Raw genomic sequence first — 13,846 nt, forward strand, 5'->3', positions numbered from 1 at the left:
TCCCTGCTTTCTTTTTATGAATGATTATTGATTAATTACAATTCGCGAGCGCTCTCTGGCTGACTTCAGACACGCATCAATCACTTTCATGTTGCTAATTGCATCACTCGCTGGGAAGCGAGGTGCTTTCTCCCCCCAAGCAGCATAAGCCATATCGTCCGCTTGCAGGGAATATTGGTTCAGGAACGGAACCTCTTCATCACGTTGTTCATTTCCAACAAATACTTTAAAGTGACCAGATTCTACCGTTGGCGTTATAAAAGCCGAAGGGACTTCAATGCGTCCCAGCGTGCCTAACACTTCAATCTTATTTCGGAAAGCGGCCCACATTCCGCAATCGAATGTTAGCGCGACATTGCCGCTAAATTCAACTAAGCCGGACATCATCATATCAACGTCATCATGCTCAGGTGAGAAGAAAGCATGGGTAGTTACAGCCTCAGGCTCTCTATCTAACAACATTCTGGCTGCACTGAGCGGGTAACAACCCACGTCATAGAGCGCGCCGCCCCCCCATTCGCGTACGAAGCGAACATTTTTGCTATCCCCCGGATTACTGAAGGTAAAAACACCATGAATTCCGCGAATATCACCGATTTCACCGGAGTCCATAATGGCTTTGATCCGCTCGTAACGCGGATGGTGTCTATACATGAATGCTTCGGCAAACAGCACCCCTGCTTGTTCGCATGCCGTGACCATTTCTTGAACATCAGCTGCCGTAAGAGAAGCTGGCTTCTCGCAAAGTACATGCTTACCAGCTTGGGCAGCACGAATCGTCCACTCTTTGTGCAGATGGTTCGGAAGCGGTATGTATAGGGCATCAATATCTGGATCCTCGATCAATTCTTCATAACTGCCATAAGCCTTAGGAATATCGAGCTTAGCCGCAGTTTCCTGTGACTTCTGCAAATTGCGGCTGGCAATAGCGCTTACAATGCCAGTTTGAGACTGCTTGATACCAGGAATACAAGCCCTAATGGCGATATTGGCGCAACCTAAAATTCCCCAACGAAGCTTTGTCATTTCAGCACTTCTCCTTTTGTAAAATAGTTGATAACGGTATATTGTTATTATAAAACGAGTTATTTAAAATGAATATGATAATATATTGCATAAGATATCGTAATATTGTCATTAGGTGGGAGGGCTTCAAGTTGCAAAGACAGGCCATGCTGCCGAGGCTGCAGCAATCTTCTTATTTCATTTTTCCAGAGTCCGTTGGTTGGTACCGTAATTTCCCGAATCATTCTGTCTATCGGACAGAAGGGTTATGTGAGACCTTCAGCTTACATTTCATCGTTTCAGGTAAAGGGTACGTCGAGATAGAGGGGGAACAGTATCCCATTCAAAAAGGCGATGCTTTCCTGTACTTTCCGTACCAAGAACAAAAATATTACAGCTCGAAGGAAGAACCTTGGGATGTCCGGTGGGTTCATTTTGATGGTAATCATATAAAGGAGTATATGCTGGAACGTGGATTTCTTCGTACCTTGTGGACGTTAAAACGATGGAATGAGCTTGAAGAAGCGTTTCATGAGCTGCTGATGGAGGCAGAGACGAATAACATTCTTCGGACAACGAATCTCTCTACGCTGACGTATAAGATATTGTGCGAATTCATGAGCTATGCGGCGCCTTTAACGGGAAATCGCGGTGTGGAATCCGTGGATCGTATTCTCGCCTTACTTCCCTCCATGCAGCAAAGAGCCTGTGAACCGTTCATTTTGGAAGAATGGGCGGAGCTCACAGGCGTAAGCACTTACTATTTCTGCAAATTGTTTCGTAAAGCGATGTCGATGACCCCGCTCTCTTTCATTACACTTTGCCGTATTCAATTTGCTAAACAGCGTTTAATTGAAAAGGAAAACTTGCCGATCAAAGACATAGCCAAAGAGTCAGGTTATGCCAGCGCGAGTTATTTCAACCAGCGGTTTCAAGAACATGAAGGAATGACGCCAAGCGAGTTTAGAAGCTTTTATGCCAAAAGCTTATTTGGATAGACGAGAGCGAATCGGTTGTCCGTCCCAGATGAGTTCGGTCACAGCTTGGCGCGCTTTCACTTCCGGTTCTTCGAGCAGGAGGAAGAAGTTTTTCGTAGGCAATTCACCTAGTTGATGCTTTGCTGAGAGCATGTCCAAAAAGGGCCGCATATTGTCTAATTGACCCGACATGTTGCTGTTGCCTTGCTGCGAAAATGCATAGAGCACACTGGCAATTGGCGCACGTTTCACGCGGAATTGTTCGGCTGCCCGTAAGAAGAAATCCCAGTCCCAATAATGAAATACGTCCGTGTCAAAAGCGCCCAAAGCTTCGATAACTTCGGGACGAAATATGCAGCCGGAAGAAAAGAAGGTCGAAAATCTGCGCATCGCAGGCACATCGAATTCATAAGCAAAAACGAACCGGTCTGTGATGGAGCGGCCGCTATTTTCATATACGTAATCGAAAATTTCTACGTCTGGATAGACGAGATCATAGCCTTCTATTTCTTGCAGCATGCGCTCAATATGGATTGGGAGCAGCAGATCGTCGTCATCACAGAGCATGATGAAATCGCCTTTCACTTCTTGCAATCCGCGGTTGCGTGCGTGAACGTGCTTCAAGTTTTGCGGCATATTCACGATCTGAATAGCCAGTTCGGGGTATAAGTCTTGGATGAAATCGACGGAGGGGCCGCAATCGTTGACGATGATGATTTGCAGGTTTTTGTACGTTTGGCGATATAATGATTCTGCGAGCTCAGCGAGTTCAATTTGGCGATTATACGTAGGGATAATGATGGACACTAATGGCTGATAGGACATGAAAAAGCGCACCTCCGGTTTATGGTAATGTAAGCTTACCTCAATTTCGGTGTACTTCTCAAATATTCTTCGAAAACTCTAAGGAGGTTCCTAATGCTGGAGGTACCACATACAAATATAAGCTTTACTGATCTTCATTTATGGAAAAAAGATCGCTTTCTAAGCGGTTTGGTTGATGATATCGATGCCGTTGCGCTGCTTAGTCTGGATATTTTCGATACGCTATTATTTCGTACATGTGCAAATCCCTCTGACGTTTTTGTTCATGTTGCGGAAAAAGCTCATCGGATGGGCTGTCTGAAGGCATCCATAGCGCCAGCTGCTTTCAAAGAGATGCGGATTCGTGCTGAGAACAATGCGCGTAATCGGCAAGCTGCCGTAACGGGCTTTGGCGAGGTCACTTTGGAACTCATTTATGCTGAGATGCCGGAAGGGACCTGTAACAGGGATAAGATGTCTCAGATAGAAGTCGAGAGCGAGGCGGAAGTTTGCTATGTGAATCCGCATGTTACGTCATTGTTAGCTGCTTGTAAAAGCAGGCAGATTCAGGTAGCCTTGCTATCGGATATGTATTTATCCTCAGAGCAGCTGAGCTGGATTCTTGCCTCTGCAGGTCTAGATTTATCAAGTGTGGATACGCTGCTTGTTTCTTCGGAAGAGCATGAAGGGAAGTCGTCGGGGCATTTATTCGCTCGGTTGAAGGAGCTTTACCCACAGATCGCGAGTCAAGCTATTGTACATATTGGCGACAATATAGCCGCAGATGTGGAAGGAGCCTCCAAAGAAGGGATAAAGAGCATACACTACAATGTCGTTCCTGAACATTTCGAGAGCTTGCATCACTGGGAATATGTTAGACATGGACATGTACTGCCGGAATGGAAGTCCTTGCGGAAGTTAGCTGAGGCCTCGGATATGACGGTTGGAATGGGTGAGCTGAACCGAGTATTTTATAAGATGGGTGCCAGTGTGATAGGACCTTTCTTGCAAGCTCTGTGTGAGTGGGTCATTGATCAATGCGTGGATGAGGGCATCCGGACTGTACATCCTTTAATGAGAGAAGCTTATTTGTTAGCTCCAATGCTTGAAAATGCAGCGCGTATTCGAGGTATTGATCTCCAGATTAAGCCGATCTATGTTTCCAGACAAGCTACTCTTTTGGCAGGACTGGAGAGCTTTGGTGACGAGGAGCTAGCATCAATGCTAGGTATTCACGGCTTGAAATTAGAAGAGCTGTTCGAGGTACTAGATATCAGCGAGGAAGGCTTTCATTTTGAAACATTTTTGCAGGAAAAAATTGAGAATTGCAAGTATATCATAGGGGAAGATGGAAGCTCTATCTATGATCAAGTTGGGAGTTTTCTACGAAGTATCCCCATACAAACTAAAATTATGGGATCTGTGCAGCAGCATCGGCAGCTCTTTGTAAGTTATTTGAAGCAAGAATTTGGTTCGCCTGAACGTCTGGTGACGGTCGATATTGGTTTTCATGGAACCATTCAGAAATCACTGGAAAAGATCGTAAGCCTAGCGGGATATAAGCCGCAAATGACACATTTTCTTGCGGTTGGCGCTAATCGACTGGATGAGCTGAGCATGCGCAGTATGGATATCCGAAGTATGCTGCGCTCGGGCAGCGGGGGAACGGAAGAGGGGAAACGTATAGCAAGGACGCCAGCTTTCTTGGAGGAGCTCATGATGGGCGATTTCGGTTCGACACTGCGTTATGCGAAAGGCGAGCTCGGTCAAATCAGACCGATTACAGCAGAGCTGAAACGTACGGACGAAGAGTATGCGATGAAACGGGCATGTCAAGAAGGTGCCTTGGCGTTCCAAGGTTATTATGCCTATCTGCTGCAGCAAAAAGAGGGGCGATTGCAGCGAGCATCCATACTGCCTGCGGAGTGGAGCAAGCCGCTGCACCGTGTTCTTGATATGCCTAGTCCCGTGGAAGCACGATTGCTGGGTAATCTGACGCATCAGGACAATTTCTGTACCGAGTACATAGCACCGATTTGTGAAGATGTAGCCGAAGAATGGTTCGAGCAAGGGCCGGAAGCCTTTTTGAATACCTGTAATTATGGTCCGTCGATTTTGAATGCGAATTGGCCGCAGGGCCTTGTGACAAGACAATTTCCGTATTATTTGTATACATACTATTTGCGGCTTCAAGATGGGTTCGGCAGCCAGGTGATGCTGTTTGAGACGATCCAAAGGATGAAAGAGGATGGATTATGTGCCATTCATCTTTATGGAACGGGGCCTTTTGCCGAGCATGCCTTGAAAATGGCTTGGTTTCATGGACTTCAGATTCGTTACTGGATTGATCCGCAAGTTGGATTGGAAACTGCGCCGTGGGGGCGGTTTGCTTATGTTACTTTGGAGCAGGTGAGGGATGGAGGGACTGAAACAGAGGAAGAGACTAGGACTGGGACAGAGAAAGAGAAAGAGAAAGAGAAAGAGAAAGAGAAAGAGAAAGAAACTGCCTCTCACGCTTTCTTGATCGCGACATTATCTGAGATGAAGGAATATAAGAACCACATTTTGCATGTATATGAGGATAGTGAGGTAACGCCGATCTTTTACGAGCTGCTTCCTTAGGAAAATACGCCTAAGTTCATTGAACCAAATCGATGGATGGAACATCTTAATTAGTGATTTATTAACTTAGAGGATGAACCTATTTTAGGTTGAAAAAGGAAGGTGAATGGGATGAAGCAAAAGTTATTAAGCTTATTTCCCGTACTTTATCGCTTGCGAATTGCCCAGTTGAGACTGAAACGGCACTTCCTGAATTTGAATCCATCGATTATCTATGCCAAGCATAGAGTTGTTCATGCGCTTCCCTATACTTGCAAAAAGCACCAATCTTTACTGCGAAGAAAGCTCGGTTCTTCCGATCCTATTTTACAAGAGAACAAAATTACAAATCTACGGATCAGCGTTGGACGTATGGATGGCATTATGATTCGACCAGGTGAAACCTTTTCCTTCTGGAAATTAGTTGGAAAAACAACGTCGGCTAAAGGCTACATTGAAGGCCTGCTGTTATCGCAAGGCGGTGTGAAACGAGGCGTCGGAGGCGGGATATGCCAGTTGGGCAATTTGTTGTTTTGGATGGCTTTGCATACCCCACTTCAAGTCGTCGAGCGGCATCACCATAGCTTTGATCCATTTCCGGATGATCATCGGGTTATGCCTTTTGGGAGCGGAGCGAGTGTATTTTACAATTATATAGACCTGCGCATTTATAATCCTACCCAACATACGTTCCAATTCCGGTTGTGGCTGACTGATGAGCATTTGAAAGGCTCAGTGCATTGTGATGCGCTTTTACCGCATGCCTATCATATCGAGGAGAAAAACCACCGTTTTCTTGAAAAAGATGGCCGGAACTATCGTGAAAATGAGATCTGGCGCAAAGTAATTGATAAAAGAACTGGGAACATAGCTGCGGAGGAGCAAATGATTCATAACTTTTCCGAAGTGAAATATGACTTGTTCAATACGTCTTAAGAAGGTACTAGTTGAAGTTAGTACTTTTGGAAAAGATAGTGGCGAGGTAACCTGAGTGTAAAGGTAATAACAAGGGGGACTTAACCATGCAGAGCATTTCATTCTCTAAAAACCGGTTTTTGCAAATGATGATCGTTATGTATGTTGGGATATGGATTTGGCTGGCAGTGGCGCCTTACAGCAGGTATGACTGGGTTTTGGAAAATCTGCTCATTTGGGCAGCGCTAATAGGACTTGTAAGTATGTATAGGTTTTTTTCATTTTCAAATCTGTCTTATGTATGGATTGCTTTGTTCCTGGTTCTGCATACGATTGGGGCTCATTATTCGTACAATGAGAATTGGGTGGATGTTTGGATGAAGCTCATTTTTCACTCACAACGTGATAATTATGACCGTTTGGTCCATTTTAGCTTTGGATTACTCCTTGCCTATCCGATTCGGGAAGCGATGAGTGCATGGACGCGGCTAAGCAGTAAATGGCTTTATGTGATTACTTGTGTCATCGTTTTGGCGATGGGGGCTTTTTATGAGCTTATTGAAATGTGGGTGGCGCTGCTTGTGGCTCCTGAGATTGGAACGTTGTTCCTCGGAACACAAGGTGATCCATGGGACACGCACCACGATATGGAGCTTGCTCTGTATGGGGCGGTGATTGCGATGGTTGTCACTGCGATTTGGCGTAAGGTGTGGGCGGGCAGAAAAGTCAAGAAAAAAGGATAATGAGCTTAGGCAGGGAAATGATTAGGAGAATAAGCAGGGAATGAATCCAATAGAAGTGACACAATTTATAGGAGAAATCGCTATCGTGGAGGCTGGTTGCCAATGTCAGTAGGAGTACAGAAAGAATTGTATGTCTATGTGGGTTCCTATACAGATGAGCGCAATGCAAATGGGATTTCATTGTATGCGTTCAATCCTTTGAGCGGAGAAATGAGGCTGGTGGAGTCGTACTCCGATTTGCCAAATGCGTCTTTCCTTGCGCTGAATGCTGCACGGACGATATTGTATGCGGTGAGCGAGACCGAAACTTATAAAGGTCGTTTTGGGGGCTCCGCGGCAGCTTATGCGATTGAAGCCGGTACCGGTAGGCTGAAGAAATTGAATCAGCAGCCTACGGACGGATCTGCTCCTTGCTATATCAGCTTGGATCAGACTAACCGAACGGTGTATGTAGCGAATTACTCAAGCGGCAGCGTGACCGTATATCCGTTAGAAGCGGACGGGCAGCTTGGTGATCATGTGCAGTTGGTGAAGCACGAAGGACCATTGGGGCCGCGTGCGGATCGCCAAGAGGCTCCGCATGCGCATTCGATTGTTCCGGCATCGAACAATCGATATGCGATTTCAGCCGATCTGGGCCTTGATCGGCTGGTGGTTAGCCGCATCGACGCGGAGAGCGGCTTGCTTCAGCCGCATGGCGATGCGGCGATGAAGCCGGGCGCAGGCCCGCGGCACTTGGTTTATAGCGCGGACAGTCGGTACGTGTACGCGATCAATGAGCTGGACAGCACGGTTACCGTGCTGGGCTATGAGGCAGACGCGGGAGTTCTGACCGCGCTGCAGAGCATTTCGACGCTGCCGGAAGGCTTCAGCGGCGAGAGCACATGCGCTGACATCCATCTCTCTGGGGATGGCCGCTATGTGTATGCATCCAACCGCGGACACGATAGTATCGCGGTTTATGAAGTTGACCGACAAAGCGGCACGCTGTCGGTCGTGGGCTGGCAGGCGACGCTCGGGCGGACGCCGCGGAACTTTGCCTTGTCGCCGCAGGGGGAGTTCCTCCTCGCGGCGAACCAGGACTCGAACAGCATTACAGTATTCCGCATCAATGCGGAAACTGGAATGCTGCGTGAAACGGGGCAAACCGCTGCGGTATCGCGGCCGGTTTGCATCAAGTTTCTTTAGGACGTAAAGAGCGAGTACCATCGCAGCGTAAGCTGCTTGGGTGTTCGCTCTTTTTTTCTTTCTAGGCAGGGGGCAATTCCTGCCTTGTTAGGGTTCTCGTAATGGGGCTTAGGAGCCATAAGCCATTTTTAGTGTTGAAGCTTTCCGCTTTACATGTATCGGAATCTTGGAATTCCAAATGGCAAGACGTGAGGTTCACTTAACCTTCAGATCTGAATACCTGCGAAAATGCAGGAATTTCCAACGATATCGTGTGAAAAGTAGAAATCCCTGCGATTGCTCCTAGGCCCCCTAATTAAACTGGAGTCCTCCCACCCAATAATTTAAACTAGGGACAAGGAGATGATTCAGTATGGGGAAAAGGCTGAAAGAAGAAGCACGGCTTAAAATTGTTAAGGAAGCATTGGCTGGTATTAAGGTGGGGGTATTAGCCCGCATGTATGACATCCATCCTGAAACCATCCGTTTGTGGATCAGAGATCACCGTGACTCTATTCCTCCGGAAGAAATCCCAGTGGCTGACGAGCATCTGCAAGAATTGCAGCGTCTACAAGATGTAGAACAACGCTATGAAAAAGCCGTTAAAGTACTTGGCGAGAAAGAGCTAGAGCTTGAGATCCTGCGCGAATTGCTAAAAAAGAAAGACCCCGCTTATCCGAGAAATTCGAAGTAGCAGAACCATTTATTAAGCGGGGTGAACCAGTAGCGTTGGTTCTGCGTATCCTTGGCCTTTCAGAGTCCACCTATTACGATCGTAAGAAGAGAGCTACCACCCCGCTATCTGAATGTTCCAAAGAAAGCCGGAGAGGGCGCCCTGTGCCTGGATACTCACATACGTTTACGGGTGAACAAGTGTGTGACGAACAAATCAACGCGTGGCTGCTTGAGCTCATAGAGGGCGAAGAACATGTCTATGGCTACAAGCTTCTTGCACAATGTATTCGTGACCAATATAACGTGAGGCTGGACAAAAAGAAATCGTATCGCTTATGCAAAGAGTTAGGCATTCTTCAAAAGCCACGCCAGCGCATACAGACACATCCGCGCAGGCTGCCGAAGAACCGAGTAGTAACAGGCTCCAACCAATTATGGCAAATGGATATCAAGTACGGATACGTCATTGGACAGGAGCGATTCTTTTATATGCTCAGCATCATTGATGTGTTTGACCGTGTCGTCGTTAAACAGTACAGAGGTCCGGTATGTGAGGCCAAGCATGCGGTCCAGACGCTTTGTTATGCGATACAGAGCCGGCTAAACCCTGGAGAAGAGATGCCTGTAATCCGTACAGATAACGGCCCGCAATTCGTAAGCAAACTGTTTGGAGATATGTGCGAGTGCCTAGACGTCGTCCATGAACGCATTCCGCCAAGGACGCCGAATATGAATGCTTACATTGAGTCGTTTCACAGTCTACTTGAACGTCACTTGTTCGGCATAAGAGACTTCATGACCTTTGAAGAGGCTTATGATGCACTCGATCGTTACATGGACTTCTACAATAACCGCAGGATGCATGGTAGTTTAAACCGAAAACCTCCGAAGATGTTTTCAGCATGGGTCAAGACGCTGGATGACACTTCTGCCTTTCATAAAGCGATGTAATAGCTTGAAAAAACGCGATATTCTACGCATGAATCATTTTTGGTGGGCAAGACTCCGGTTTTAGGGGGCCTAGCCGATTGCGCAGGGATTTTAGAGTTTCCATCCTGTAATCAGGACAGAGGCTTCAAATACATGCAGAATTGCAGGCATTACATGATTGAGGTTATTCCAACATGACAAAAGATGCATAATCGCAGGCATTTCATGAATGAGGTTATTCAAACAGACAAAAGATGCATAATCAAACCTCGGAAATTGTTGAGCGGCCCTGATTGGGACTGATTTACCTGACTTTAACGATGATTTTCATCGCTAAAGTCAGGTAGAAGTCCCAGTCTGCCCTTATAGTGATGACAAACATCATTAAAGATGATGTTTGAACGTATTTTGACCCAAGTGAATGCTGATACGATGTTTTTCATCGTTAAACGCATGGAAAAATAAATTCACGTCTCGTTAGCGATGAAAAACATGCTTAATGCCTCGAATGCTCCTACTCAAACTAAAACTCACTGATATAGCAGCAAATTTGGTAAGAAGCCGTACAAAGTAGGCTATATTTTTGTAGGTTTAGGGCTTGGGTGTTGGGAGTTAGGTTTTTGGTTGTAGGTTTTTGGTTGTAGGGTTTTGGGTGTAAGGTTTTAGGTGTAGGGTTTTGGTTGTAGGGTTTTGGTTGTAGGGTTTTGGTTGTAGGGTTTTGGTTGTAGGGTTTTGGTTGTAGGGTTTTGGTTGTAGGGATTTGGTTGTAGGGTTTTGGTTGTAAGGTTTTAGGTGTAGGGTCATGGTTGTAGGATTTTGGTTGTAGGGTCTTGGATGTAGGGTTTTTGGATGTAGGGTTTTTGGTTGTAGGGTTTTGGGAGTTTGGTTTTGGGTGTGGGGTTTTGAGTGTAGGTTTTTGTGTATAGGTTTTTGGTTGTAGGGTTTTGGAAGTTGGGTTTTGGGTGTTGAGTGTTGAGTGTTGCACTTACTCCTGCACTTGCACTCGCTCTTGCTCTTGCCCTTGCTCCCACACGTAACCTCAGTCGATACACTACTTAAATAGACTCAAAAATTAGTTGCATATGCAACTAATCAGGCGTATGATAAAACAGAAGCATGTGCAACGATACGGAAGTTCTATACAATTTTGCTCAACAGAGGAGACATGTTTATGATCGAAAACAGAAATTCGATACCTAGGTGGGTCTCGCTCATTTACCGTTACGGGCAGATGTATATTGGTGAGCATTTGAAGGAATATGACATCGGCAGAGGGCAGCATATTTTCATCAACGCGCTGTATAAAGAAGATGGTCTCACGCAGGAAGAGTTGGCGGATTATTTGAAGATTGATAAAGGGACGACTGCCAAAGCGCTTAAGAAGTTAGAAGAGCAGGGCTACATAACTCGCACGGTTAGTAAAAAAGATAAGAGGTGCAACGAGGTTCATCTGACGGAGAAGGCGCTGCTGATTAAGGGAGATGTGCGGAAGGTTCTGACGAATTGGCGAGAACGTCTAACGTTCGGTTTAACGGATGAAGAGAAACAACTGGCTTTGACTATTTTGGAGAAAATGGGGGATAATGCGTCCCGTTTCGCAGAGGAGCAGGTGGAGCCATGAATATGAAGCTTGCAGGTTCGCTATTTGTCGATAAGCATTTTCATGCATTAACGCATCGTAATTATCGGTATCTATGGTTAGGTCAGTGTGTATCACTCATTGGAACATGGATGCAGAATATTGGGCAGTCTTGGCTCGTTCTGACGATCACCGGATCGCCTCTTAAACTTGGCATTGTTGCGGCATGTCAGTTCCTCCCAATTCTCATATTTTCTTTGTTTGCAGGCATTATCGTCGATAAGTTTCCAAAGAAGAACATCCTGCTTGTTACGCAAACGGTCGCGATGATTCTAGCCTTTACATTGGCTATACTTGTCCTGACGGATACGATAAAGTACAGCTATATCATTGTGCTAGCGCTGCTGCTAGGGCTTAATAACACGCTGGATATGCCAACGCGACAGTCGTTTAATATAGAAATCGTGGGAAAAGAAGATCTTATGAATGCCATAGCTCTCAATTCAACGACATTTAATATGGCAAGAATTGTTGGTCCTGCGATTGGTGCGGTGATGATGGCTTGGCTGGGTGCTGGTTGGTGTTTCTTGCTCAATGGGGTTAGCTTTCTGGCTGTTCTGTATGGATTGATTCATATTCAGGCAGCTCCTTATGTTCGGAAGAAGAACTCACGTGATGGCATAATGAAGGAAATTAAGGACGGCATTGTCTACATTGCGAGAGATCCTTTGCTAGCACAGACTGTGCTTCTCGTCACGGTGATCGGCACACTTGCATTTAACTTTAATGTACTCATTCCGGTTTTTACTAAAAATGTGCTGCACATGGGGGAGACGACGTATGGCACGTTAATGTCTTGTCTAGGTGTGGGTTCTTTCGCGGGGGCTCTTACGATGTCGTTCCGCAGTAAACAAGGGCCAATGCTTAAATTAAGCATTGTTGCTAGTTTAGTAGTTGCCGTTTGTTTAGTCTTAAATGGACTAAGCTCTTCCGCTTGGGTCTGTGGTGGACTGCTGGCTCTTACCGGATTTTTCAACATCATATTTGCAACAAACAGTAATTCTTCCCTTCAGATGCATGCCAAAGAGGAATATCGTGCGCGCGTAATGAGTGTATATTCACTTGTATTTGCGGGCTCTACGCCGATAGGAAGCATTTTTGCTGGTTTAGTTGCTGATCGATATGGTGCCAATGGGGCTTTCGTCTGTTGCGGCGTATTAACTGGTGTGCTTTGTTTGATTATTATTTGGAATTATAGGAAGAAATCTGCTAATAAATCGCTAGAGGAGACAGGAAATGCCTCATAAATGAAAGAAAATGTTATTTTTTATAGCAAAAATAACCATTTTTTGGATTGTCAATTGTTGGTGTATCCGCTACAATATGAGTTATATTCATGTCGTTATTGGGGAGGGAATCTTGTGCTGGGCTTTTTGAAAAAATGGATGCATACACCAAAGCAGGAACCTACGAACGCTGTGGATTATAAAACGATGGAGATCGACGTTGTTATCAAGTGCTTTGTGTCGGATAAAGACAAGCCATTCCGTGTGATTTTTAAAGTGGAGAAACAAGGCTCATTCTTTTCCAAAGATATTTTCGTGAAAAATGTGGATATTAAGACACCCTACGAACTGGTTTATAACTTCTCCACACTTGGAATGAACTATGAAGAGCTGAAGAAGTACGAAAGCACAGATCATGCTGAGTACAGCTTCGCGACTTTGGAAGAAGCCAAAAAGGTGAAAGATACAACAGTCGACTACATACGCTTTCTTATCCGTGAGCACCAACAAGAAACACTCGCAAAAATTTCATAGGATTCGACCAAAAAGGAGCTAGCGAGGATTCTCGTTAGCTCCTTTTCTGTATAACCTTGTGGCCGCTGTAGTTTGGTAACACTGCGCCTTAAGGGCAGGATTCATTATTTTGTTGAATCAGCTGTAGCTGCTTCCGCTTTGTGCTGCTGTACGATTTCTTTCAGCCGGAATTGGCGAAGCTTCGTTATCGATGCAAATTTGGAATCAGCACCCTTGATTTCGAAAAACACTTTACCATCCTGAATCTGTAGAATTTTCCTTGTGTTCACATAGCAATCCGTGTTGACCTTGAAAAAGGTACTATTTGTAGTAATTTCTTGAATTTGCTCAGTGGTCATGCGTTTTTTAATGTGATAGTTTTTCCCATGGAAAGAGACGAGCCCATGTTCTCCGACACGGAAGTACATGATATCCTTCTCAAGTGCGAAGTCTTCGTAGGTGTTCCTTGTTTCGATTTCGAGCGCTACATTCATTTTGTAATCCCCCTTTAAAAATGATAACGCTTACATTAAGAACGTTTTCATCTTACCATATTTTAAAAGAGATTTAAAGTAGTTTTCATCTTAAAAATGACCAAAGAACCTAACTCTATTAAGTTAGGTCCGATAGCTAATAGCAGATATTGACGAA

General features: G+C 45.3%; 13 protein-coding genes. 10 read left to right on the top strand and 3 right to left on the bottom strand.

Features of this window, described 5'->3' with window-relative positions:
- Window positions 1-24 precede the first annotated feature (24 nt).
- Window positions 25-1,026 carry a Gfo/Idh/MocA family protein gene (locus tag NYR53_RS09385; RefSeq protein WP_261304918.1) on the bottom strand — a complete coding sequence of 334 codons (1,002 nt, stop codon included), beginning with the start codon at window positions 1,024-1,026 and terminating at the stop codon, window positions 25-27.
- A gap of 131 nt (window positions 1,027-1,157) precedes the next feature.
- On the opposite strand from NYR53_RS09385, the gene NYR53_RS09390 reads away from it, so the two are divergent.
- Window positions 1,158-2,003, top strand: a complete 846-nt coding sequence (locus tag NYR53_RS09390; RefSeq protein WP_261304919.1) for an AraC family transcriptional regulator — start codon at window positions 1,158-1,160, stop codon at window positions 2,001-2,003.
- Here the strand turns inward: NYR53_RS09390 and NYR53_RS09395 are convergent.
- Entirely contained in the window at window positions 1,992-2,807 is an 816-nt protein-coding gene (locus NYR53_RS09395; protein ID WP_261304920.1) for a glycosyltransferase family 2 protein, read from the bottom strand. The two genes, NYR53_RS09390 and NYR53_RS09395, sit on opposite strands and share 12 nt — an antisense overlap.
- A 93-nt stretch (window positions 2,808-2,900) precedes the next feature.
- On the opposite strand from NYR53_RS09395, the gene NYR53_RS09400 reads away from it, so the two are divergent.
- From NYR53_RS09400 to NYR53_RS09440, 9 genes are all read left to right on the top strand, one after another.
- Window positions 2,901-5,408 carry an HAD family hydrolase gene (locus NYR53_RS09400; RefSeq protein ID WP_261304921.1) on the top strand — a complete coding sequence of 836 codons (2,508 nt, stop codon included), beginning with the start codon at window positions 2,901-2,903 and terminating at the stop codon, window positions 5,406-5,408.
- 111 nt (window positions 5,409-5,519) lie between these two features.
- A complete protein-coding gene (locus NYR53_RS09405; RefSeq protein WP_261304922.1) occupies window positions 5,520-6,323 on the top strand; it encodes a VanW family protein in 804 nt (267 codons plus the stop codon).
- 86 nt (window positions 6,324-6,409) lie between these two features.
- Entirely contained in the window at window positions 6,410-7,045 is a 636-nt protein-coding gene (locus NYR53_RS09410) for a DUF2238 domain-containing protein (RefSeq protein WP_261304923.1), read from the top strand.
- A gap of 102 nt (window positions 7,046-7,147) precedes the next feature.
- Complete coding sequence (locus NYR53_RS09415) at window positions 7,148-8,233, top strand: lactonase family protein (RefSeq protein WP_261304924.1); 1,086 nt, start codon at window positions 7,148-7,150, stop codon at window positions 8,231-8,233.
- A 352-nt stretch (window positions 8,234-8,585) separates the two neighbouring features.
- A complete protein-coding gene (locus tag NYR53_RS09420; protein WP_261300830.1) occupies window positions 8,586-8,906 on the top strand; it encodes a helix-turn-helix domain-containing protein in 321 nt (106 codons plus the stop codon).
- 11 nt (window positions 8,907-8,917) lie between these two features.
- Window positions 8,918-9,838: an IS3 family transposase gene (locus tag NYR53_RS09425; RefSeq protein WP_261306233.1), complete on the top strand. Its 921-nt coding sequence runs from the start codon at window positions 8,918-8,920 to the stop codon at window positions 9,836-9,838.
- Between the two features lie 1,150 nt (window positions 9,839-10,988).
- Window positions 10,989-11,438 (top strand): MarR family winged helix-turn-helix transcriptional regulator, encoded by a 450-nt coding sequence (locus NYR53_RS09430; RefSeq protein ID WP_261304925.1) that lies wholly within the window; start codon window positions 10,989-10,991, stop codon window positions 11,436-11,438.
- Entirely contained in the window at window positions 11,435-12,703 is a 1,269-nt protein-coding gene (locus NYR53_RS09435; RefSeq protein ID WP_261304926.1) for an MFS transporter, read from the top strand. Before NYR53_RS09430 ends, NYR53_RS09435 begins: the two co-directional genes overlap by 4 nt.
- A gap of 114 nt (window positions 12,704-12,817) precedes the next feature.
- Entirely contained in the window at window positions 12,818-13,216 is a 399-nt protein-coding gene (locus tag NYR53_RS09440) for a hypothetical protein (RefSeq protein ID WP_056836124.1), read from the top strand.
- A 104-nt stretch (window positions 13,217-13,320) separates the two neighbouring features.
- Here NYR53_RS09440 and NYR53_RS09445 read toward each other — a convergent pair whose 3' ends face one another.
- On the bottom strand, window positions 13,321-13,689 hold the full coding sequence (locus NYR53_RS09445; RefSeq protein ID WP_261304927.1) for a LytTR family transcriptional regulator DNA-binding domain-containing protein: 369 nt from the start codon (window positions 13,687-13,689) through the stop codon (window positions 13,321-13,323).
- Window positions 13,690-13,846: the final 157 nt, after the last annotated feature.

The sequence above is a fragment of the Paenibacillus andongensis genome (assembly GCF_025369935.1).
In the GTDB taxonomy this organism is placed as follows: Bacteria; Bacillota; Bacilli; order Paenibacillales; family NBRC-103111; genus Paenibacillus_E; species Paenibacillus_E andongensis.